Consider the following 21,210-nt stretch of genomic DNA (forward strand, 5'->3'; position numbering starts at 1 on the left):
TTTCTGGGAGGAAGAACGATGAAGAAACTCACTCGCATGTTGAAGACAGGTGTGCTCCTTGCAGGCATGGCAGCGGCGGCAGGGTCTGCCAGCGCCCAGACCGTGCTCAAGGCCTCGCATCAGTTTCCCGGCGGCAAGGGCGATATCCGCGACGAAATGGTGCAGGTCATTGCGCGTGAAGTCGAGGCGGCGAATGTGGGGCTGACCGTGCAGGTCTTCCCCGGCTCCTCGCTGTTCAAGCCGAATGAGCAGTGGAACGCGCTGACCCGCGGCCTGCTGGAGATGACATCCTTTCCGCTCGACTATGCCTCCGGCCGCCATCCGGAGTTTTCGGTCACGCTGATGCCGGGGCTTGTCGGCAATTTCGACCGTGCCAACCGGCTCAATCAGTCCGAATTCATGCAGGATATCAAGAAGATCATCGAGGATAACGGCGCCATCGTCATTGCCGATGCGTGGTTGTCGGGCGCCTTTGCGTCCAAGAAGGGCTGCATCACCTCGCCCGATACGATGAAGGGGCAGGTGATCCGCGCCGCAGGTCCCGCATTTGAGGAGATGCTGGCCGCAGCCGGTGCCTCGATTGCCTCCATGCCGTCATCGGAAATCTACACCGGTATGCAGACTGGTGTTCTGGATGCGGCGAACACCTCGTCGGCCAGCTTCGTGTCCTACCGCCTGTTCGAACAGGCCAAGTGCCTGACGGCGCCGGGCGAGAATGCGCTGTGGTTCATGTATGAGCCGGTGCTCTTTTCCAAGCAGGTGTTCGAGCGCCTGACGCCGGAGCAGCAGGCAGCCGTTCTGGAGGCTGGCAAGAAGGCCGAAGCCTATTTCGACGCCGAGGTGCGCAAGGGCGATCAGCTGATGATCGACACCTACAAGAAGGCCGGGGTCGAGGTCGTTGAAATGTCGAAGGCCGACTATGACGCCTGGCTCGCGGTGGCTCAGGAGTCTGCCTACAAGAACTTTGCCGCCAAGGTGCCGAACGGCGGCGCCCTGATCGAAAAGGCCCTTGCGGTCGAGTGATACCGGCCCTCACACGGCCCGGACCTGCCGGACGGACAGGGCCGGGCCGCATGTGGACGGTCAAACTGAGAGGTTTGAAATGATCGGGGCCTATATCCGGGCAGTCGGGCATCTTTCGCGGGCTTTGGCCGTGATTGCCACACTGCTCATCATCGCGGCGATGCTGGTCGTCTGCCAGATGATCCTGATGCGCTACGTCTTTACATATCCAACGATCTGGCAGACGGACTTTGTGGTTTTCTCCGCGACTGCGGCCATGTTCCTCGGCGCGCCCTATGTGCTGATGAAGGGGGGGCATGTGGGCGTTGACGTGGTGGAGATGATGGTGGGGTCACGCACCCGCCACGGCCTCAAGATCCTCGGCAGCCTGCTGGGGCTCACCTTCTGCGCCATCATGCTCTGGGCGGTCTGGATCCAGTTTCATGAAGCCTGGGCCGGCAACTGGAAACATGCCAGCATGTGGGCGCCGCCGCTGTGGATCCCCCTGTCGGCGCTGCCGCTCAGCTTTGCCATGCTGTGCCTGCAATATGTGGCGCAGATCCTGCTGCTCCTGACCGGTTCCGCCCCCACGGACACAGGCCACGCGGCGCTTGCCGGGGAGGGACGCTGATGAGCCCCATGGCTTCCGGTCTTCTGCTCATCGGTGCGCTCTTCGTGCTTCTGGGCACGGGCATGCCGATCGCCTTTGCCCTCGGCCTCGCCGCCGTCGCCGCCCTGTTCCTGCAGATCGGTCCCGGCATTGTCTATGTGCTCGGCGAAACCATGTTCGCCGGCATCGCCAACCTGGCCTATGTGTCGATCCCCATGTTCGTGCTCATGGGCGCGGCGGTGGCCTCCTCGCCAGCGGGCTCGGATCTCTACACGGCGCTGGACCGCTGGCTCAACCGGGTGCCGGGCGGGCTGGTTCTGTCCAACATTGGTGCCTGCGCCATCTTTTCCGGCATGACCGGCTCATCGCCCGCCACCTGTGCGGCCATCGGCAAGATGGGCATTCCGGAGATGCAGAACCGGGGTTACCCCAACTCCGTTGCGGCAGGCTCCATTGCCGCGGGCGGCACGCTCGGCATTCTGATCCCGCCTTCGGTGACGCTCATCGTCTATGGCATCGCCACGGAAACCTCCATCGGCCGCCTGTTCATGGCCGGGGTGTTTCCGGGTATCATGCTCACGGGCATGTTCATGATCTGGGCGCTGATCGACTGCCGCCGCAAGGGCTATGACCTCAGCGGCCGGGGCATCAGCTTTACGTTGAAGCAGAAGCTGGAGCAGCTGCCGCGCATCCTGCCGTTCCTGCTGATCATCGCCGGGACGCTCTATGTGCTCTACGGCGGTGTGGCAACGCCGTCCGAAGCGGCCGGGGCAGGGGCGTTTCTGACGCTTGTGGTCGTGGTGATTGCCTACCGGCTGTTCCGCTTCAAGCCCGTGTCGCAGATCTTCGGCTCGGCCATGCGCGAGAGCGTGATGATCATGATGATCATGGCGGCGGCAGAACTTTTTGCCTTCGCCCTGTCGTCGCTGTTCATCACCCAGACGGTGGCCACGGCCATTGCCGGGATGGATCTGAACCCCTGGGTTCTGATGCTGGTCATCAACGTCTTCCTGCTGGTCTGCGGCATGTTCCTGCCGCCGGTGGCGGTGATCGTGATGACGGCGCCGATGCTGTTCCCCATCGTCACCCAGGCGGGCTTTGATCCCTACTGGTTCGCAATCGTGCTGACGATCAACATGGAAGTGGGGCTGATCACGCCGCCCATCGGGCTCAATCTCTTCGTCATCAACGCCATTGCGCCGAAGATCCCGACGAAGGATATCCTGTGGGGGGCGCTGCCCTATGTGCTGGTGATGTTCCTTGCGATCTTCATCCTGTGCCTCTTCCCGGGGATCGCAACCTGGTTACCCAACCAAATGCTCGGAGCGGTCTGATGAACACCACATCCTTCTTCAGTGAAATGCTGCAGGCCATCACGGAACGGGGGCGCCGTCTCCTGTCCATCTCGCCCCAGACCGGAGATGGTGATCCGCTCGCCATCCTAGAGCAGCGCTGCGATACGCTGCTGTCCAGTCAGGGCGAGGCCTCCGGCATGGCGCTGGCCAAGGATGTGCTGACCCGCTGGGATCAGCTGGACGAGGCCGGGAAGACCGGCTTCGCCCGGCTGCTGCTGGACCGCTTCGGCCCCAACACCGGACGGCTGGAAAAGGCCATCAAGGCCTATCAGGAAGACCCGTCACCGGTGTCGCTGGCAGCCTTGCATACGGCCAGCGAGCCGCGCCGGCAGGAGCTGATCCGCCGGCTCAATCTGGCGCCCGATGCCATCGCCACGCTGGTGCGCATGCGTGAGGCGCTGTTGAAGATGAAGGCCTCCGACAAGACGCTGGAGACGGTCGATCAGGATTTTGCCCATCTCTTTGCCTCCTGGTTCAACCGGGGTTTTCTCACCCTGCGCTCGATCAGCTGGTCGACGCCCGCGAACATTCTGGAAAAGATCATCCGTTATGAAGCGGTTCATCACATCGGCGGCTGGGAGGAGCTGCGCCTGCGGCTGGCGCCCGAGGACCGGCGCTGCTTTGCCTTCTTCCATCCCCGCCTTGCCGATGATCCGCTGATCTTCGTGGAAGTGGCGCTGACGACCGCAACGCCGGACACGATTGCCGAGGTGCTGCGCGAAGAGCGTGAGCCCATTGGCGCCGGAGAGGCGACGACGGCGGTGTTTTATTCCATCTCCAACTGTCAGGACGGCCTGCGCGGTATTTCCTTCGGCAACTTCCTCATCAAGCAGGTGGTGGAGGATCTGCGGCGGGAGCTGCCGAAACTGGAAACCTTCGTCACCCTGTCGCCGGTTCCCGGCTTTGCCGCCTGGCTTTCGCGCGAGCGCCGGGCGGAGGTCTCCGATGTGCTGAGCGCGCAGGACCGGGAGGTGCTGCAGGGGCTTGATACGGAAGGCTGGCATCTGGATGAGGAGCTTTCCGGGCGCATCCGGCCCGTGCTGATGGGGGCTGCCGCCTGGTATTTCCTCAAGGCTCGCACGCCGCAGGGCAAGGTGGTCGATCCGGTCGCCCGGTTCCATCTGGGCAATGGCGCCCGGCTGGAGCGGTTGAATTTCCTCGGCGATCTTTCGCCCCGTGCGCTCGAACAGTCGCATGGGCTGATGGTCAATTATCTCTACAAGCTCGACGACATCGAAACCAATCACGAGGCCTTCGCCGTCCGCGGTGAAGTGGCGGCCTCCTCTCAGGTCCGCAAGCAATTGCCGCCGGACCGGCAGCCCCGCCAGCTCGTTCCCGTTGCCTCCAGCCCGTCCGAGGACGGCACAAAGACAAAATCCACCAAGGAGTTCACCGCATGAGCAATCACCTTTTCGATGCAATCCGGGCCGCCGCAAATCCTGCTGCGCCCTTCATCGAAACCCTCGACGGCCGGTCCTGGACCTATCAGGACATGATGGACCAGTCGGGGAAGCTTGCGGGCGTGCTGCTTGAGCTTGGCGTCGAGCCGGGCGACCGGGTGGCGGTGCAGGTGGAAAAGAGCGCGGAGGCGCTGATGCTCTATCTTGCCTGCGTGCGGGCAGGGGCAGTCTATCTGCCGCTGAACACCGCCTATACGCTGGCCGAGCTCGACTATTTCATCTCCGATGCCGAGCCACGCCTCGTCGTCTGCGCGCCGAAGGCGAGAGAAGGGCTTGAGCCGGTGGCGGCGAAATATGGCGCCCGTGTCGAGACACTGGATGAGGCGGGCGGCGGCAGCCTGATGGACAAGGCCACCGGCAAGTCCGCAGACTTTGCCAATGTCCAGCGCGGTCCGGATGATCTGGCGGCCATTCTCTACACCTCCGGCACCACCGGCCGGTCGAAGGGGGCGATGCTCTCCCACGACAACCTGCTCTCCAACGCCGCGACCTTGCGCGAATACTGGCGCTTCACCAGCGGTGACCGGCTGATCCATGCACTGCCGATCTTCCACACCCATGGCCTCTTCGTTGCCTCCAACGTGATCATGCTGTCCGGCGCTTCCATGTATTTCCTCAGCAAGTTCGATCCGGAGGAGGTGCTGCGGCTGATGCAGTCGGCCAGCGTGCTGATGGGCGTGCCGACCTTCTATGTCCGCCTGTTGCAGAGCGAGGGCCTGACGAAGGAGGCAACGGCGCGCATGCGGCTGTTCATCTCCGGTTCGGCGCCGCTTCTGGCCGATACGCACCGCCAGTTCGAAGAGGCCACCGGCCATCGCATCCTTGAGCGCTACGGCATGACCGAGACGAACATGAACACGTCGAACCCCTATGAGGGCGAGCGTGTGGCCGGAACGGTTGGCTTCCCGCTGCCGGGCGTGTCGCTGCGGGTCACCGAGCCGGAGACGGGTGCGTCTGTTGCCGATGGCGAGACCGGCATGATCGAGGTGAAGGGGCCGAATGTGTTCCAGGGCTACTGGCGCATGCCGGAGAAGACCAGGGCCGAGTTCCGCGACGACGGCTTCTTCATCACCGGCGACCTCGGCAAGATCGATGAACGCGGCTATGTCCACATCGTCGGGCGCGGCAAGGATCTCGTGATTTCCGGTGGCTACAATATCTATCCCAAGGAAGTCGAGACCGAGATCGACCAGCTGGCCGGCGTGGTGGAAAGCGCCGTCATCGGCGTTGCCCATCCGGATTTCGGTGAAGGTGTCACCGCCATCGTCGTGCGCCAGAAAGGCGCGAATCTGGCGGAAACCGATGTTCTGGCAAAGCTGCAGGACCGGCTGGCGCGTTACAAGCAGCCCAAGCGGGTGATTTTTGTGGATGAACTGCCGCGCAACACCATGGGCAAGGTGCAGAAGAACGTGCTGCGCGACACCTATGCCGGGCTTTATCAGTCCTGACACAAAGACGTGAGATTGTCCCCGGCCTCAAGATGATTTGCCTGAGGCCGGGGCTGGCGTGGTATTGCTTGCCCGGTGTCAATGGATGGACGTAGATGGGCCGGACCAGTCATTCGCTTCTTGCTGCCGCCATGGCAGCGTGTCTCGCATTTCCTTTCGCAGCAGATCAGGCGCAGGCCCGTGTGACGGGATTCACCATTGTCTCCCAGCGTCCGGTCTTTGAGGGCCGGACCTTTGGCGCAGTGGGTGCCTATGAGCGCATCGATGCCATTGCCGAATTCGCCGTCGATCCGGACGAGCCGCGCCTTGATGCGATTGTGGGTGTCGATGACGCGCCGGTGAATGCGCAAGGCGATGTGGAGTTTTCGGCCAATGTCACCATCCTGAAGCCGGCCGATCCTGCCCGTGCCTCCGGGCTGCTGTTCTATGAAATCGCCAACCGGGGCCGCAGCATCAGCCCCATCCTGCTGAACCTTGCACCGGGTGCCTCCGTGCCGGACAAGGCGGCGGATGCAGGCGATGGCTTTCAGATGCTGCGTGGCGACACCATCGTCTGGTCGGGCTGGCAGGCCGATGTGGCGCCCGGCCTCTTCCGCATCACTCTGCCGGTGCTGGAGGGCAAGACCGGGCTGGCGCGCGAGCAGGTGGTCTTTGACCGTCTGGAAGACAGCAGCACGCTGGCGCTGAAGTTTCCCATGGCAAGCCTTGATCCGTCCGCCATACGGGTGACGGTGCAGGCCGGGCCCGATGCGCCGGCCGTGCCGCTGGCCTTTGTGATCGACAACGAGAGCCAGATCACAGTCACCCGCAGCAAGGACCATGATGCGGGCGCCATCCATGAGGTGGTCTATACGGCCAAGAACCCGGTTCCTGCCGGGCTCGGCTTTGCCGCCGTCAGCGACCTCAATTCCTTCCTGCGCGGGTTGCCGGGGCATGAGGCGATGCCGCCCTTGAAAAACATCCGGCATACGGTCGTCATGGGCATTTCCCAGTCGGGCCGGTTCCTGCGGGACTTCCTCTACCACGGCTTCAACGCCGATGGCCTCGGCCGCAAGGTCTTTGATGGGGCGATGGTGCATGTTGCCGGATCGCGCAAGCTCTTCCTGAACTATCCCTTCTCGCAGCCGGGCCGCTACTCCCGTCAGCACGAGGAGCATGATTATCCGGGCGACCAGTTCCCCTTCAGCTATGCCATGAGCACGGACCCGCTGACGAACCGCTCCGATTCGGTGCTGGCGCGCTGCGAGGCCAGCAAAACCTGCCCCAAGCTGATGCATTCGGACAGTTCTACGGAGTTCTGGCAGGCGCGTTCGGCGCTGATTACCCTAGGCCCCGATGGCGCGCCCCTGACCATGCCGGAGAATGTCCGGCTCTACGGCCTTGCCAGCGTGCCGCATCTCAACACCTGGACGGCACGGCCGACGGAAAACGCCAGCTGCCTGTTTGCCTTCAATCCCTTGAGCCCCGCGCCGGTGATGCGGGCCCTCTATGATGCCATGGCAAAATGGGTCGAGGGCAGCGGGCTGCCGCCGGAAAGCCGGTTCCCGAGCCTCGCTGACGGCACGCTTGTGCCCCATGACGGGTTCACCATGCCGCTGATCGGCGGGGTGCATCTGAAGCCGCCCTATAATTTGGTCCGGGTGGAAAACCACACGGCTGTCCCCCCCCTGCATGGCGCGGCCTATCCGGCCTTTGTCCCGGCGGTGGATCAGGACGGGCTGGAAACAGGCGGTATCCGCCTCCCGGCAGTCGCGGCACCTGCCGCCAGCTATCTCGGCTGGAACCTGCGGCGCAAGGGCTATGCGGAGGGCGCACTCTGCGGCCTTGCCGGATCCTACATTCCCTTGCCCCGCAGCATTCTGGCCGAAGATGGCCGCAAACCTTTCGCTCAGCGCTACGAGACCAAACAGGCCTATCTGGCGGCTGTCGAAGGGGCCGCGAAGGACCTGATCAAGGCCGGCTACATGCTGGAGGCCGACATGGGGCTGGTGGTCGAAAGAGCCAAGGAAGACGCCGCAGCATTGCCTTGAGCCGTGCCCGGCATTCTTCGCTCCTACCCCATATGCCGTTCCAGCACCATGTGGGTGGTGAGGCCTGAGATGAGGGGCAGGGCGTCGATGGCGGCGCGGATGGCTTCGATGCCGGCCATATCCGGAGCTTCGGCGAAGATGACGAGGTCGATGGGACCGGCCAGAGCATGGATCCTGCGGATGCCCGGGATCTTTTCCAGATGCGGCATCAGCTTGGCGCAGCTGCCGCCCGGCGCATGGGTGACGAGGAAATGGGCCGCCACCTTGCCCGTGCTCCCGGCCGGTTCCACCGTAGTGAAGCCACTGATTGCGCCGCTGCGCAGCAGCCGGTTCAGCCTGTCCTGCGTGGCGCTGCGCGACAGGCCGATGTCCCTTGCCAGCGCCACGAGCGGGCGGCGGGCATCGCGGCGGAGCGCGGTCAGAAGCAGCTGATCCTTCTCATCCATGGCCTTCACCATCCTCCACGCCCAGACCGGCATAATGCCGGTCATATCCGGCGTCTTGCCGGGGTGCAACCGGCAGCGCTGCGGGCGATAGAAGCGGCAACACTTCTGAGGTTCCTGACGGAGACCCCCGGGCCATGCTGCCACTCAACGAAAAGACCGTGCTGCTGCCGGTCGACATGCAGACCGCCTTCGACGGGGCGCCCTGGCCGCCGCGCTGGAACGCGGATATCGACCGCAACGGGCTGGCGCTGCTGGGTCTGTGGCGCAGGCTGGGCCTGCCTATCATCCACGTGCGGCATGATTCTGCCGAGCCCGGCTCGACGCTCCGGCCCGGGCAGCCCGGCAACCGCTTCCGCCCCGGCTTTGAGCCGCAGAACGGCGAGCAGCTGGTGGTGAAGAGCGTCAATTCGGCCTTCATCGGCACGGATCTGGATCTGCGCCTGCGCCGCATCGGGGCTGAGGATGTGGTTGTCTTCGGCATTTCCACCGACATGTGCGTCTCCACGACGATCCGCACGGGAGCGAATTTCGGGTGGCGCATGACGCTGGTCGAAGATGCCTGTGACTGTTTCGATTTACCGGGAGAGGGCGGGACGGTCATCCCCGCGCGCACTGTTCACGAGGTGCACAGAGCCACACTTGGCTTTGAGTTCTGCAAGGTCGTGAAAACGGCGGAGCTGCTTGGTTCCGCCAGCTGAACCTGGCTGATCTATCCCGGATTGCGGATCAGGGGTTGAAGGCCCACCCATTGCTTCTGGCTGCAAGCGCATCACCGGTCCGCCAGCAGGATCCGGTGATGCGCGTTTTCTTTGGTTACTTCACTTCGATGACGAACTGATCGCGCGGGCGGCGCACCTTCTTCAGGCTGGCCAGCCAGTCATTGGCTTCATCCCGGTAGCCGAGCGGCAGAATGGTGACGGACCGCAGACCCTTGGCGCGCAGGCCCAGAATCTCGTCGAGCTTGTCCGCGTCAAAACCTTCCATCGGGGTGGAATCAACGCCTTCGAAGGCCGCTGCAGCCAGAGCGATGCCGAAGGCGATATAGGCCTGACGGGCGGCGTGCTGATAGTTGGTCTCGGCATCGCGCGGCACATAGGTGTTGAGCAGCATCTGCCGGTAGTTTTCCCAGCCTTCGTTGGTGAAGCCGCGTTCCTCGTTGACGAGGTCGAACATCATGTTGATGCGGTCTGCGGTGTAGTTGTCCCAGGCCGCAAACACCAGCAGGTGCGACCCTTCGGTCACCTGCGCCTGGTTCCAGGCAATTTCCTGAATCTTCGCCCGGACTTCCGGATTGGTGACGACGATAACCTCGAACGGCTGCAGGCCGCTGGAGGTGGGGGCAAGGCGGGCAGCCTCCAGAATGCGCTCGACCTTGTCTTCCGGAACCGTCTTCGACGGGTCCATCTTCTTGGTCGCATAGCGCCAGTTCAGCTTTTCAATCAGCATTCTATGGCCTTTCGGGCTGGAAAGCCGCGGCCAGGGGAGGGGAAAGGGGCTGGCCGCGTCAAGACAACTGTCTGCAGCTAGATAAACCTTCTTATCGCTGCTTCAAGGCTCCGGTTGCCCGCGGTCCGTTTTGTGTCAGCGTTTGGCCAGCGGCTCGGGCGGGCCGGAAAATTCCAGCCCGAGTTCCGTATCCGTGCGCCAGACAACGCGCGCGGGCCGGCGGATATTCTCGCTGTCGATATAGAGCAGCAGCTCGTCCGGGATGAGATGGGTGTTATCGACCTTCACCATCACGCCCCCTTCAGACAGATTGCGGATCGTGCCGTCGAAAACCCGGTCAAGATTGCCGAAGACCAATCTGGCCGATTTGAGCGCCCGCCGCCGCGGGCTGCTGCGCTTTTCCTCGTTCATGCGGGTGCTCCCAGCCATTGCCCTTTGTTGGGTGCGTGTATCTGCTTGTTATATTTCAAGAATATTTCATTCGCTTCACATTGGAAAGGACAGTCTGCGAAATTGATGAATGACGTAACGAGAGAAAAGCGCTGGTGAATTTCTGAAGTGTGCGTTTTGCGCGTGTTTCACCTTGGATTGAGCTCTGCCTCGTCAGCCGGCCAAAAGAGAGCGTGATTCCGGATACGCTGCCCTTCAAAAAGCCGGATTGGCCGGATCTCGCCTCACTTGCGCCATCAAGCCATTGAAAAGAGCCGGATACAGGCGTTTGCCACAGGGCCGGTGACACTGTAATGTGGCGCCGCCTTGCGCGGGGTGTAAGGCTCCACCGTGACCGGCAGCTGGGCGACAGAGCGGTGGCGCCGCCTTGCGCGGGGTGTAAGGCCTCACACACAAGTCCAGATGTTTGCAGGAAGCTCGAACGCATGTCCGACATTTTCCGGGAAGTCGACGAAGATATCCGTCACGAAAAATTCCGTCGCCTTTGGGACCGTCTCGGCGTTTGGGTGATCATCCTGGCAGTTGCGATTGTGGCCGGAACGGCCGGATACCGCGGCTGGCTGTACTGGCAAGGCCAGCAGTCAATGAAGGCCGGTGATGCCTATATCGAGGCTGTGCGCCTGGCGCAGGAGGGCAAGGCCGAGGAGGCGGAAGCTGCCTTCGCCGCCATGGGATCTGCCACCGGCGGCTATCCGGTGCTGGCAAAATTCCGTCTCGCAGAGAGCCTTGCGGCCTCCGGCAAGGCGGATGAAGCCGTCGCCGCCTATGATGCGCTGGCTGCCGATTCGTCCGTTGAATCGGTTCTGCGTGGCCTGGCTGCGGTGCGCGCCGGCTACATTGCCCTCGATACGGCTGATCTTGCGGCGCTGAAGGCACGGCTGGAGCCCCTGACGGCCGAAAACAATTCCTGGCGGTTTGCGGCCCGCGAAATCCTTGCCTTCGCGGCCTGGAGCGCAGGCGACATGGATGCTGCAACCGAATATGCCAGCCAGATTACGGACGATGCCGCTGCGCCGCGCGAAATTGGGGCGCGGGTTTCCATTCTCACCAAGGTGATCCGTGGCTCACAGCCCAGCATTGCCGACAAGGGAGAGACGAACTGATGTTGCGTATGACCAAGCCCTCCCGGCAGTTTGCCAGTGTTTTTCTGGCTGCCACGCTTCTGGCGGGCTGCTCCTCGGTGTCTGAATATACCGATGCCATCAATCCCTTTGCGACCAAGCAGAAGATTCTTCCCGGCGACCGTCAGCCGCTGTTTCAGGGCGCTGATCCGTTGGAGCAGACCGCAAACCGCTCCGCCAGCATCGGTTCCGCCACGGGCGGTCAGGACTGGCCGCAGGCTGGCGGCAATGAAAGCAATGACCCGGGCAATGTTGCCGTGTCCTTCAGTGGCCAGCAGGCCTGGCGCGCCTCGATCGGCAGTTCCGGCGGCGGCCTGACGTCTTCGGGCATGCGCACGGCTGCAAGGCCAGTGGCCTCTGGCGGGCGTCTGTTCGTCTACAAGCCCACGGGTGAGGTGATTGCGATGAGCACGGGCGGCGCCCGTGCCTGGACGAAGAACCTGCGTCCGGCCGACGAGAACGGCATTGCCTCCGGCGGCGGTGTTGCCGTTTCCGGCAACCGTGTCTTCGCCGCAACCGGCTATCGCTCGCTTGCAGCGCTGGACGCCGGATCGGGTCAGGAATTGTGGTCCGTCGAGCTCAGCGCCCCGGCGCGCGGCGCCCCGGCGGTTGGCGGTGGCCATGTCTTCGTCGTGACGCAGACCAACGAGGTCTATGCGGTCAAGCAGGACGATGGCACCGTGGCCTGGACCTATTCCGGCATTCAGGAAAACGCAGGATTGCTGACGGCCGCGTCCCCGGCTGTGTCGGGCGGAACCGTTGTGGTGCCGTTCTCCTCCGGCGAGATCATGGCCTTCGACATCCGCAAGGGCGAGCCGATCTGGGCTGAAGGCGTTTCGCGTGCCTTCCGCACCCTGGCGGTGTCCACGCTGACGGATGTTGCCGCGAGCCCGGTCGTCTCCGGCGGCACGGTTTATGCCACGGGCGTCGGCGGCAAGATCGTCGCTGCCTCGCTCAGGACGGGTGAGCGCCAGTGGGAGCAGAACGTAGGATCGGTGCACACGCCGGTCGTCTCCGGTAATGCCATTTTCATGGTAACGCTGGATGACAAGATGGTTGCTCTTGACCGCAAGACCGGTGACGCTCTATGGCGGGCAGACCTGCCGCAGCTTGACAACAAGAAGAAGCGGCGCAACTGGGCGGGCCCGGTGCTGGCAAACGGCACATTGGTGGCCTTCTCCAACGATGGCCGCATTGCCCTTGTGGACGCTGCCAGCGGCCAGATCCAGAGCGTGCGTGACATTTCGGCCAAGGTCTTCGTGACCCCGATTGTTGCCGGCGGCCGGATCGTGGTGCTGGAAGGCGACAGCGGCATCGCCGGATTCAACTGATAGATGGGCCGCAGGGATTGCGGCCTGAGGAGTAAGGGGCTTGGGCGCTACCGTAGCCATTATTGGCCGTCCGAATGTGGGCAAATCGACGCTGTTCAACCGGCTGGTCGGCAAGCGCCTGGCGCTTGTCGATGACACGCCGGGCGTCACCCGCGACCGGCGGCCGGGCGAGGCGCGCCTGGGCGACCTGCGCTTCACCATCATCGACACCGCAGGCCTTGAGGATGCGGACGCAACGAGCCTTGAAGGCCGCATGCGCGCCCAGACCGAGGAAGCCATCGCGGAAGCCGATGTCGTTCTGTTCGTCATCGACGCCCGTGCGGGCGTAACGCCGCTTGATGCGCATTTTGCCGCCGTTGCCCGCAAGAGCGAGACACCGGTGATCCTGCTGGCCAACAAGGCGGAAGGCCGGGCAGGCGAGGGCGGTCTCTATGAGGCTTTCTCGCTGGGTCTTGGCGAGCCGGTGGCCATCTCCGCCGAGCATGGCGAGGGTCTGGCCGGTCTCTACGAGGCGCTGCTTCCCTATGTGGAGCAGGTCGAGGAAGAAGAGCAGGCGGCCAAGGACGAGGCAGACTTTTCCGTTGAGCTGGACGAGGACGGCAATCCGCTGCTGCCGGAAGCAGCTCCCGCGGGCACCAGCGAACGCCCGCTGCGGGTGGCCATCGTCGGGCGTCCGAATGCGGGCAAGTCGACGCTGATCAACCGGATGCTGGGCGAAGAGCGCATGCTGACCGGGCCTGAAGCCGGAATCACGCGCGATTCAATCTCTGTTGACTGGCTGTGGCGCGAGCGCCATCTCAAGCTGTTCGACACGGCCGGTATCCGCCGCAAGGCGCGTGTGCAGGAGAAGCTGGAAAAGCTCTCCGTTGCCGACGCCTTGCGCGCCATCAAGTTTGCCGAAGTGGTTGTCGTGGCGCTGGACGCGACCAATTCCTTCGAGAAGCAGGATCTGCAGATCATCGAGCTGGTGGCCCGTGAAGGCCGTGCTCTGGTGATCGCCATCAACAAGTGGGATCTGATCGAGGACCGGGAGGCGGCCTGGTCCGCCATCAAGGACGCGCAAGACCGCTATCTCAACCAGATCCGCAACGTTCAGATCGTCACCATGTCGGGCCTGCAGGGGCAGGGCATCGACCGGCTGATGGAAGCGGTGTTCAACGCCTATGAGGTCTGGAACTCCCGCATTTCAACTTCGCGCCTCAACCGCTGGCTCCTGAAGATCCTCACCCACCATCCGCCCCCGGCGGTGCAGGGACGCCGCGTCAAGCTGCGCTACATGACCCAGGCGAAAACCCGTCCGCCGCATTTCGTTGTGTTCTGCTCGCGCCCCGAAGAGCTGCCGGAAAGCTACACCCGGTATCTCGTCAACGGCCTGCGCCAGACCTTCGACATGCCGGGCACGCCGATCCGTCTCAGCTACCGCAAGGGCGAAAATCCCTATGCGGGCAAGAAAAAGAAAACCCGTTAGGCCCCGGCAAGGGCCCTTTCGAGGCCGGGGCATCCGCTCCGGCCTTTTCTGTGACCTTTCCTCTCCCATCGGGGCGCCTCAGCCCCGCACACCATCTGCAACCGAATGACATGGGGACCGCGATGACGACGACGCAACGCATGGAGTTTGCCGTTGGCCTCGCCCGCCGCGCAGGCGCGCTTGGCCTTGATTATTTCCGCAAGCTGGAAACGCTGACCATCATCAACAAGGGCCACCAGGACCTCGTGACGGAAGCCGACCGCAACGTGGAGACGCTGGTGCGCGACGAGATCGCGGCCGTCTTCCCGGGCGATGGCATCGTCGGCGAGGAGCATGGCCGCGTGGAAGGCTCATCCGGCTACACCTGGGTGATCGATCCGATCGATGGCACGGCGAATTTCGTTGCCGGTATCCCGCAGTGGTGCGTCATCATTGCCTGCGTTCACAACGGGGAGACCGTCATCGGGGTCATCCATGATCCGGTGTCGGGCGAAATGTTCGCCGCTGAGCGCGGCAAGGGGCTGACGGTCAATGGCCGGCCGGCGCGGGTCTCCGCCAGCACCAGCCTCAAGACCGGCTCTGCCGGTGTCGGCTTCAGCGGCCGCAACAAGGTCTGCGGTGCCGTGCAGCTGATCGATGCGCTGGTGGACCGGGGCGGCGTCTTCTTCCGCAATGCCTCCGGCGGGCTGATGCTGGCCTATGTGGCAGCCGGCCGGCTCATCGCCTATGGCGAATCCAAGATGAACGTCTGGGACTGCCTCGCCGGTCTCCTGATGATCGAGGAAGGCGGCGGCAAGGTCACCGGCTTTGACGTGGACGCGTCCATCGCCACGGGCGTGCGCGTCATCACCGCTTGCCCGGGTGTCTATGACGAATGGTCCGGCATGTGCGAAGCGGTCTTCCCGCCGCTGGCAGCCCACTGAGAGCGTCTGAATGCAACGAGGCCGGAGCGGTGCTCCGGCCTGAAAGATCCATCCGCATTCGTCATGCCATGACTTGATCATGGCATGACGGAGGAAGGGGTAAGGCAGTAGATATTCCAGCTGCTTATGGCGTGCCTGCGCAAAGTTTTTGAAGCTGCGCATGAGGGTGATCTGAAAGCAACGAGGCCGGAGCGGTGCTCCGGCCTGAAAAATCTCTCCGCCTTCGTCATGCCATGACTTGATCATGGCATCCACTCCGTAGCCTGTCCGCTCAGACAGCGCCTCCGGAACGCTTGCTGCATCATCCCGCCCCCTCATGTGATGAGATGAAGTGGCATGGATGCCATGATCAAGTCATGGCATGACGGAGGGAAGGGGTGAGGCAAGAAGCAGAAGGTCCTCCGTTCCAATCCCTTACGATGCGACCTGCACAAAATCCTTGAAGCTGCGCGAGGGGTGGTCGTAGAGGCGGCCGCCGTCCGTGAAGGTGGGAAGCGTCAGCGGAATGATCGCCTTGGCAACCTCTTCGGGATGCGGCAGGGTGGCCGGATCTTCGCCGGGCATCGCCTGTGCGCGCATGGAGGTGCGGACGGGGCCCGGATTGACGAGGCTGATCTGCAGCGGCGTCTGGCGCGTCTCGGCGGTGTAGGTGCGCACCAGAGCTTCCAGCGCAGCCTTGGAGACCGAATAGGGGCCCCAATAAGCCTTGCACTTGTGGGCGGCGCCGGAGGACAGGAACACGGCGCGCCCGGCGTCGGACTGGCGCAGCAGCGGGTCGAGCGAGCGGATCAGGCGCCAGTTGGCGGTGACATTGGCCGCCATCACCTTGTCCCAGGTCTTGATGTCCACATGGCCGAGCGGCGACAGGGTGCCGAGCACGCCCGCGTTGCCCACCAGAATGTCCAGCTTCTTCCAGCGCTCGAAAATGGCCGCACCCAGACGGTCCAGCGCGTCATAGTCGGTGACATCGAGAGGCACGAGCGTGGTCTGGCCGCCTGCGGCCTTGATCTCGTCGTCCAGCTCTTCGAGGCCGCCTACGGTGCGCGCCACGGCGATCACATGGGCGCCGAGGCGGCCGAGTTCCCGGGCGATGAAATAGCCGATGCCGCGCGAGGCGCCGGTGACGACCGCAATGCGGCCGTCGAGGATCTTGTCAGTCATTGTGCCTTATCCAACTTCCACCAGACGCGGCGGCTTGCGGAACTCCACGTCATCCGACAGGTCGGTCAGCGGCGTCGGATAGTCACCGGTGAAGCAATGGTCGGTGAACTGCGGGTTCTCGTTGTCGCGGCCTTCAAGCCCCATGGCCTTGTAGATGCCTTCGATCGAGAGGAAGGCGAGGCTGTCGGCGCCAATGAAGGCGCGCATCTCTTCCAGATTGTAACGGGCGGCGAGCAGCTTTTCGCGCACCGGCGTGTCGATGCCGTAGTAGTCGGAGTAGCGGATCGGCGGGCTTGCGAGGCGGAAATGCACTTCGCGCGCGCCGGCATCGCGGATCATCTGCACGATCTTCAGCGAGGTGGTGCCGCGCACCAGGCTGTCATCGATGAGGATGACGCGCTTGCCCTCGATCTGCGCCCGGTTGGCCGAATGCTTCAGCTTGACGCCAAGGGTGCGGATCGACTGGGTCGGTTCGATGAAGGTGCGGCCCACATAGTGGTTGCGGATGATGCCCAGCTCGAAGGGAACGCCCGATTCCTGGCTGTAGCCGATGGCGGCCGGGACGCCGCTGTCCGGCACCGGCACGACCACATCGGCGTCTACGTGGCTTTCGCGGGCCAGCTGTGCGCCCATCTGGCGGCGCACGTCATAGACCGAACGGCCGCCGACGACGGAGTCGGGCCGGGCGAAATAGACGTATTCGAAGATGCAGGGGCGGGCCGGGCGGCGGCCGAAGGGGAAATAGCTCTCGATGCCGCCGGAGGTGCAGACGATCACCTCGCCGTTCTCGATCTCGCGGATGAACTTGGCGCCAATGATGTCGAGCGCGCAGGTTTCGGAGGCAAGGATCGGGGCACCGTTGAGGTCACCCAGCACCAGCGGGCGGATGCCCAGCGGGTCGCGGGCGCCGATCAGCTTCTTGCGGGTGAGGGCGACCAGCGAATAGGCGCCTTCCATCTGCTTGATCGCCTCGATGAAGCGGTCGACGATCTTCGGCTGGCGGCTGCGGGCGACGAGCTGCAGCACCACTTCGGAATCCGACGTGGACTGGCAGATGGCCCCGTCGCGGATCAGCTGGCGGCGCAGCGTCAGGCCATTGGTGAAGTTGCCGTTGTGGCAGATGGCGAAGCCGCCGCCGTCCAGCTCCGCGAACAGCGGCTGCACGTTGCGCAGGGCCGGTTCGCCGGTGGTGGAGTAGCGCACGTGGCCGACAGCAGCAGAGCCTGCGAGGCGCTTGATCGTCTCGGCGCTGGAGAAGTGATCGCCGACGAGGCCGAGATGGCGCTCGGAGCGGAACTGCTCGTTATCGTCATAGGTGACGATGCCGGCAGCTTCCTGTCCGCGATGCTGCAGGGCGTGCAGGCCAAGGGCGGTCAGCGCGGCGGCATCTTCATGCCCCAAAACGCCGAACACGCCGCATTCTTCACGCAGCGTGTCCCCGTAGATGTCGTCCGTATCATCGGAACGGAACTGTTTCCCTGCGCCCTGGAAGTCGGTCAGACCGGACATGGCGAAGCTCCTTGAGAGGTTGTGCGGCCAGCCTTGCTGGCAAAAAGATCAGTTTCCGGTGCCGCTGGTCGTCAGCTGGTCGATGCCCTGACGTTCTGCGGCGCTGTAGCCGGTATTCTCGTTCCCGCCCTGAGGCTGGCCTTGAGGCTGGCCCTGAGTTTGACCCTGGGGCTCATCGGCATTGCGGCGGCTGGAGCGGTTGAACTCCTGGATCGTCTTTTCCGGATCCTCCGGAAGGGCGGCCTGCAGCTGCTGGCCGATCGAGGTCAGCAGGTCACGGGACTTGGCCTGAACCACCCACTGGGGCTGGCGCTCCGCCGGAACGAACCAGTTGAAGAAGGCAAGACCGACGACAACGAGCAGCATACCGCGTGCGGCGCCAAAAACGAAGCCGAGCGTGCGGTCCAGCGCGCCGATGCGGCTGTCGAGCACGAAATCGGAAATGCGCATGGTGATGTAGCTGACGATGATCAGCGTCAGCAGGAACACGCCCGCAATGGCAGCGCCGAGGGCGACATAGTCATTGCTGATGTACTGCTTTGCGTAAGGAAGCACATATCCATAGAGCATATAGGCCGCGACGGCTGCCGCCACCCATGAGCCAATGGAGAGAACTTCACGGACAAAGCCGCGCACCATCGCCAGAACGGCGGAAATCAGCATGATGACGAGAAGAATTCCGTCGAGGAGCGTGATTGGCATCGTCCGGTTTTACCCTTGTAGCCCGCAGTCCCGGCTGCCGCTTGCGGCGCCATGCTGCTGTCAGTCGTTCCGCACATCCCGGGGCCCGCCGCCGGCCCGCCCGCTGCCCTTGGCAGCAATCTTGGCGATGAAGGCGCTCAGGTCCTGTATTCCTTCCGCGCTCAGCTCCGGCCCGGTCCCATCCTTGATGTTTCCGGCCGGGCAGATGGCGCGGTCAAAGCCGAGTTTCTGCGCTTCCTTCAGTCTTGCCTGTCCCTGGGCCACCGGTCTGACGGCGCCTGAGAGGCTGACCTCGCCGAAATAGACGCAATTCACCGGCAGGGCAAGCCCGCTGAGTGAAGAGACCAGTGCAGCGGCCACGGCAAGGTCTGCGCCCGGTTCGTTGATCCTGAGGCCGCCGGCCACATTCAGATAGACATCGTGCTGCGAAAAGCGAACCCCGCAGCGCGCTTCCAGCACCGCCAGGATCATCGACAGGCGGGCGCTGTCCCAGCCGATCACGGCGCGGCGGGGCGTGCCGAGCGGCGAGGGGGCGACGAGCGCCTGAATTTCAATGAGCAGCGGGCGGGAGCCCTCCAGTCCGGCAAAGACCACCGAACCCGGTGCATTGGACGAGCGTTCGCCGAGGAAAAGCGCTGAAGGATTGGCCACTTCCTGCAGGCCCGCGCCTGTCATCTCGAACACGCCGATTTCATCGGTGGCACCGAAACGGTTCTTCACCGAGCGCAGGATGCGGTATTGATGCGCGCCGTCGCCTTCGAAATAGAGCACCGCGTCCACCATGTGCTCGACCACACGGGGGCCGGCGATCTGGCCGTCCTTGGTAACATGGCCGACGAGCACCATGGCGGTGCCGGATTTCTTGGCATAGCGGACCATGGCCTGCGCGGAGGCGCGCACCTGCGTCACCGTGCCGGGAGGCGAATCCGCCAGCTCCGTCCACAGGGTCTGCACGGAATCAAGGATCAGCAGCGCAGGGGGAGGACCAGCTTCCAGCGTCGCCAGAATGTCCTCGACACTGGTTTCGGAAGCGAGCGCTACGGGCGCATTGGCAAGGCCGAGGCGTTCGGCGCGCAGCCGCACCTGATCGATCGCCTCTTCCCCGGAGATATAGACCGAGCGCAGGCCCTTGTTGGCGAGTGCTGCCGAGGCCTGGATCAGCAGTGTGGATTTTCCGATGCCCGGATCACCGCCCACCAGCAGGGCTGAACCCTTGACGAAGCCGCCGCCGGTCACCCGGTCCAGCTCCTTTATGCCGCTCTGGAAGCGCAGGGCTTCCTTCGCCTCGCCCGAAAGGCCGACCAGCGGCACGACGCGGCCACGGGTGACCTTGCCCTTGGAGGGGCCGCCGCCGACGCCGCTGCCTTCGGCCTCCTCGACGATGGTGTTCCATTCGCCGCAGGATTCGCAGCGACCGGTCCATTTGCCCGTGATCGCACCACAGGCCTGGCACACAAAGGATGAGCCGCGGCGGGCCATGTCAGTCTCCGGTCGTCCCGCCGTCCAGCGGCCCGTGGATGCGCGCGTGGCGGCTTCCAAGGCCCGTCAGCAGTTCATAATCAATCGTTCCGGCCGCCGATGCCGCCGCCTGAAGGCTGGCGTTGGGGCCCAGAAGCTCCACATAGGTGCCCCGGCGCAGCTTGTCTGCCGGAACATCGGTGGCATCCACAGCCAGCATGTCCATGGAGATCCGGCCAAACAGAGGCAGGGCGTGCCCATCAACCCAGGCCGATGCGCCCGGCTTGCCATCGGCGCTGCCCGCGCCCCTGAGAAACCCGTCGCCATAGCCGCAGGAGATCATGGCAATGCGGCTGTCGCGCTCCGCCGTGCGGGCAAGGCCATAGCCGACGCCTTCGCCAGCCGGGACCTTGCGCACTTGCAGCACGCGGGCCTCAAGACGGATCGCCGGTTCAAGCTTCAGGGGCGGATGGTCGATGATCTGGCCGCCGTAGAGCGCAATGCCGGGGCGCACCAGATCGAAATGGAACTCCGGCCCCAGAAACACGCCCGCCGAATTGGCCAGCGAGCGCGGCACGCCGGGGAAATGCGCGCTCATCGCCTCGAAAGCGGCAAGCTGCGCCTTGTTCATCGGATGGGCCGGTTCCGGCGCACAGGCCAGATGGCTCATCAGCAGCGACGCGGTGAAAGCTTCCAGCAGCGTGCCATCCGCCGCCAGCCGCTCGCATTCGGGAGCGTTGAGGCCGAGCCGGTTCATGCCGGTGTTGATGTGGATGGCCGCTTCCAGCTTCACCTTGCGTTCGCGGCAGAACAGCGCCCATTCCTCGATTTCCGGCAGGGACCCCAGCACCGGCCGCAGCCTTGCCTCAGCCAGCAGGGGAGCTGCGCCCGGGAACAGGCCGTTGAGGATGTAGATGATGGCATTGGGCGCTGCCTGACGGGCAGTGACGCCTTCCTGCGGCGTAGCCACGAAGAAGGTGGAGCAGCCGGCCTCCGCCAGATGCTTCACCGTGACGGCAAGGCCGCAGCCATAGGCATCGGCTTTCACGGCGGCGGCGCACTGGGTGCCGGGCGTGAGCTGGTCCTTCACGCGGCGCCAGTTGCGCGCGATGGCGAGCGGATCGATCGTCAGACGGCTGCCGGCCGGGATGACGGTTTGCCCGTGACTGGAGCTTGTCATGCTCTGCGGGTCCTGTGTCATGAAGCCAAAAGCAAGGCAGAGCCCTCACGCAGCGGTTTCCACGCGGAGCGGCGAATCGGCACCTTGCCCATATCTGCGGCCATCATAGA

The 21,210-nt window shown here is 63.9% G+C and carries 19 protein-coding genes; 11 read left to right on the top strand and 8 right to left on the bottom strand.

Annotated elements, in window-relative coordinates; translation table 11 throughout:
- Window positions 1–36 precede the first annotated feature (36 nt).
- From AC0CMF_RS02260 to AC0CMF_RS02285, 6 genes are all read left to right on the top strand, one after another.
- Window positions 37–1,023: a TRAP transporter substrate-binding protein gene (locus tag AC0CMF_RS02260; protein WP_019966126.1), complete on the top strand. Its 987-nt coding sequence runs from the start codon at window positions 37–39 to the stop codon at window positions 1,021–1,023.
- 79 nt (window positions 1,024–1,102) lie between these two features.
- Complete coding sequence (locus AC0CMF_RS02265) at window positions 1,103–1,633, top strand: TRAP transporter small permease subunit (protein ID WP_094461824.1); 531 nt, start codon at window positions 1,103–1,105, stop codon at window positions 1,631–1,633.
- Window positions 1,633–2,946, top strand: coding sequence for a TRAP transporter large permease (locus AC0CMF_RS02270; RefSeq protein WP_094461823.1), 1,314 nt, complete (start codon window positions 1,633–1,635; stop codon window positions 2,944–2,946). The genes AC0CMF_RS02265 and AC0CMF_RS02270 overlap by 1 nt, the downstream gene beginning before the upstream one ends.
- A complete protein-coding gene (locus AC0CMF_RS02275) occupies window positions 2,946–4,367 on the top strand; it encodes a malonyl-CoA decarboxylase (RefSeq protein ID WP_374629839.1) in 1,422 nt (473 codons plus the stop codon). Before AC0CMF_RS02270 ends, AC0CMF_RS02275 begins: the two co-directional genes overlap by 1 nt.
- Window positions 4,364–5,875, top strand: a complete 1,512-nt coding sequence (locus tag AC0CMF_RS02280) for a malonate--CoA ligase (protein ID WP_374629838.1) — start codon at window positions 4,364–4,366, stop codon at window positions 5,873–5,875. The genes AC0CMF_RS02275 and AC0CMF_RS02280 overlap by 4 nt, the downstream gene beginning before the upstream one ends.
- A 95-nt stretch (window positions 5,876–5,970) precedes the next feature.
- Window positions 5,971–7,905 (top strand): alpha/beta hydrolase domain-containing protein, encoded by a 1,935-nt coding sequence (locus tag AC0CMF_RS02285; RefSeq protein WP_374629837.1) that lies wholly within the window; start codon window positions 5,971–5,973, stop codon window positions 7,903–7,905.
- 23 nt (window positions 7,906–7,928) lie between these two features.
- Here the strand turns inward: AC0CMF_RS02285 and AC0CMF_RS02290 are convergent, their stop codons facing one another.
- Window positions 7,929–8,351 (bottom strand): Lrp/AsnC family transcriptional regulator, encoded by a 423-nt coding sequence (locus tag AC0CMF_RS02290; protein ID WP_374629836.1) that lies wholly within the window; start codon window positions 8,349–8,351, stop codon window positions 7,929–7,931.
- A 134-nt stretch (window positions 8,352–8,485) separates the two neighbouring features.
- On the opposite strand from AC0CMF_RS02290, the gene AC0CMF_RS02295 reads away from it, so the two are divergent.
- The gene (locus AC0CMF_RS02295; RefSeq protein WP_374629835.1) at window positions 8,486–9,049 is read left to right on the top strand and encodes an isochorismatase family protein; all 564 of its coding nucleotides are present in this window, start codon (window positions 8,486–8,488) and stop codon (window positions 9,047–9,049) included.
- A gap of 115 nt (window positions 9,050–9,164) precedes the next feature.
- On the opposite strand, the gene AC0CMF_RS02300 is transcribed toward AC0CMF_RS02295, so the two are convergent.
- Window positions 9,165–9,797 carry an NAD(P)H-dependent oxidoreductase gene (locus AC0CMF_RS02300; protein WP_374629834.1) on the bottom strand — a complete coding sequence of 211 codons (633 nt, stop codon included), beginning with the start codon at window positions 9,795–9,797 and terminating at the stop codon, window positions 9,165–9,167.
- 135 nt (window positions 9,798–9,932) lie between these two features.
- Window positions 9,933–10,208, bottom strand: a complete 276-nt coding sequence (locus AC0CMF_RS02305) for a PilZ domain-containing protein (RefSeq protein ID WP_374629833.1) — start codon at window positions 10,206–10,208, stop codon at window positions 9,933–9,935.
- A gap of 464 nt (window positions 10,209–10,672) precedes the next feature.
- On the opposite strand from AC0CMF_RS02305, the gene AC0CMF_RS02310 reads away from it, so the two are divergent.
- From AC0CMF_RS02310 to AC0CMF_RS02325, 4 genes are all read left to right on the top strand, one after another.
- Complete coding sequence (locus tag AC0CMF_RS02310) at window positions 10,673–11,350, top strand: tetratricopeptide repeat protein (protein ID WP_374629832.1); 678 nt, start codon at window positions 10,673–10,675, stop codon at window positions 11,348–11,350.
- Window positions 11,350–12,699 (top strand): outer membrane protein assembly factor BamB family protein, encoded by a 1,350-nt coding sequence (locus tag AC0CMF_RS02315; RefSeq protein ID WP_244284724.1) that lies wholly within the window; start codon window positions 11,350–11,352, stop codon window positions 12,697–12,699. Before AC0CMF_RS02310 ends, AC0CMF_RS02315 begins: the two co-directional genes overlap by 1 nt.
- 40 nt (window positions 12,700–12,739) lie before the next feature.
- Window positions 12,740–14,167, top strand: coding sequence for a ribosome biogenesis GTPase Der (gene der, locus AC0CMF_RS02320; protein WP_122520189.1), 1,428 nt, complete (start codon window positions 12,740–12,742; stop codon window positions 14,165–14,167).
- Between the two features lie 122 nt (window positions 14,168–14,289).
- Complete coding sequence (locus AC0CMF_RS02325; protein ID WP_208977442.1) at window positions 14,290–15,090, top strand: inositol monophosphatase family protein; 801 nt, start codon at window positions 14,290–14,292, stop codon at window positions 15,088–15,090.
- 414 nt (window positions 15,091–15,504) lie between these two features.
- Here AC0CMF_RS02325 and AC0CMF_RS02330 read toward each other — a convergent pair whose 3' ends face one another.
- Genes AC0CMF_RS02330 through alr form a run of 5 tightly spaced genes read right to left on the bottom strand, consistent with a single transcriptional unit; the run spans window position 15,505 to window position 21,100 of the window.
- Window positions 15,505–16,251 carry an SDR family NAD(P)-dependent oxidoreductase gene (locus AC0CMF_RS02330; protein WP_058899885.1) on the bottom strand — a complete coding sequence of 249 codons (747 nt, stop codon included), beginning with the start codon at window positions 16,249–16,251 and terminating at the stop codon, window positions 15,505–15,507.
- A 6-nt stretch (window positions 16,252–16,257) separates the two neighbouring features.
- The gene (gene purF / locus AC0CMF_RS02335; RefSeq protein ID WP_019966107.1) at window positions 16,258–17,760 is read right to left on the bottom strand and encodes an amidophosphoribosyltransferase; all 1,503 of its coding nucleotides are present in this window, start codon (window positions 17,758–17,760) and stop codon (window positions 16,258–16,260) included.
- A 48-nt stretch (window positions 17,761–17,808) separates the two neighbouring features.
- A complete protein-coding gene (locus tag AC0CMF_RS02340; protein ID WP_374631242.1) occupies window positions 17,809–18,462 on the bottom strand; it encodes a CvpA family protein in 654 nt (217 codons plus the stop codon).
- A 60-nt stretch (window positions 18,463–18,522) separates the two neighbouring features.
- Window positions 18,523–19,941, bottom strand: a complete 1,419-nt coding sequence (radA, locus tag AC0CMF_RS02345; RefSeq protein ID WP_374631240.1) for a DNA repair protein RadA — start codon at window positions 19,939–19,941, stop codon at window positions 18,523–18,525.
- A 1-nt stretch (window position 19,942) separates the two neighbouring features.
- The gene (alr, locus tag AC0CMF_RS02350; RefSeq protein ID WP_208991360.1) at window positions 19,943–21,100 is read right to left on the bottom strand and encodes an alanine racemase; all 1,158 of its coding nucleotides are present in this window, start codon (window positions 21,098–21,100) and stop codon (window positions 19,943–19,945) included.
- Between the last annotated feature and the right edge of the window lie 110 nt (window positions 21,101–21,210).

The sequence above is a fragment of the Pannonibacter sp. CBAS1226 genome (assembly GCF_055685825.1).

Bases quoted from the DNA above. Each gene is read 5' to 3' on its own strand.
- purF (WP_019966107.1), bottom strand. From the start codon at position 17,760: ATGTCCGGTCTGACCGACTTCCAGGGCGCAGGGAAACAGTTCCGTTCC.
- AC0CMF_RS02330 (WP_058899885.1), bottom strand. From the start codon at position 16,251: ATGACTGACAAGATCCTCGACGGCCGCATTGCGGTCGTCACCGGCGCC.
- AC0CMF_RS02290 (WP_374629836.1), bottom strand. From the start codon at position 8,351: ATGGATGAGAAGGATCAGCTGCTTCTGACCGCGCTCCGCCGCGATGCC.
- AC0CMF_RS02325 (WP_208977442.1), top strand. From the start codon at position 14,290: ATGACGACGACGCAACGCATGGAGTTTGCCGTTGGCCTCGCCCGCCGC.
- AC0CMF_RS02265 (WP_094461824.1), top strand. From the start codon at position 1,103: ATGATCGGGGCCTATATCCGGGCAGTCGGGCATCTTTCGCGGGCTTTG.
- AC0CMF_RS02300 (WP_374629834.1), bottom strand. From the start codon at position 9,797: ATGCTGATTGAAAAGCTGAACTGGCGCTATGCGACCAAGAAGATGGAC.
- radA (WP_374631240.1), bottom strand. From the start codon at position 19,941: ATGGCCCGCCGCGGCTCATCCTTTGTGTGCCAGGCCTGTGGTGCGATC.
- AC0CMF_RS02310 (WP_374629832.1), top strand. From the start codon at position 10,673: ATGTCCGACATTTTCCGGGAAGTCGACGAAGATATCCGTCACGAAAAA.
- AC0CMF_RS02340 (WP_374631242.1), bottom strand. From the start codon at position 18,462: ATGCCAATCACGCTCCTCGACGGAATTCTTCTCGTCATCATGCTGATT.
- AC0CMF_RS02270 (WP_094461823.1), top strand. From the start codon at position 1,633: ATGAGCCCCATGGCTTCCGGTCTTCTGCTCATCGGTGCGCTCTTCGTG.
- AC0CMF_RS02275 (WP_374629839.1), top strand. From the start codon at position 2,946: ATGAACACCACATCCTTCTTCAGTGAAATGCTGCAGGCCATCACGGAA.
- AC0CMF_RS02315 (WP_244284724.1), top strand. From the start codon at position 11,350: ATGTTGCGTATGACCAAGCCCTCCCGGCAGTTTGCCAGTGTTTTTCTG.
- AC0CMF_RS02260 (WP_019966126.1), top strand. From the start codon at position 37: ATGTTGAAGACAGGTGTGCTCCTTGCAGGCATGGCAGCGGCGGCAGGG.
- AC0CMF_RS02280 (WP_374629838.1), top strand. From the start codon at position 4,364: ATGAGCAATCACCTTTTCGATGCAATCCGGGCCGCCGCAAATCCTGCT.
- alr (WP_208991360.1), bottom strand. From the start codon at position 21,100: ATGACAAGCTCCAGTCACGGGCAAACCGTCATCCCGGCCGGCAGCCGT.
- AC0CMF_RS02285 (WP_374629837.1), top strand. From the start codon at position 5,971: ATGGGCCGGACCAGTCATTCGCTTCTTGCTGCCGCCATGGCAGCGTGT.
- AC0CMF_RS02305 (WP_374629833.1), bottom strand. From the start codon at position 10,208: ATGAACGAGGAAAAGCGCAGCAGCCCGCGGCGGCGGGCGCTCAAATCG.
- AC0CMF_RS02295 (WP_374629835.1), top strand. From the start codon at position 8,486: ATGCTGCCACTCAACGAAAAGACCGTGCTGCTGCCGGTCGACATGCAG.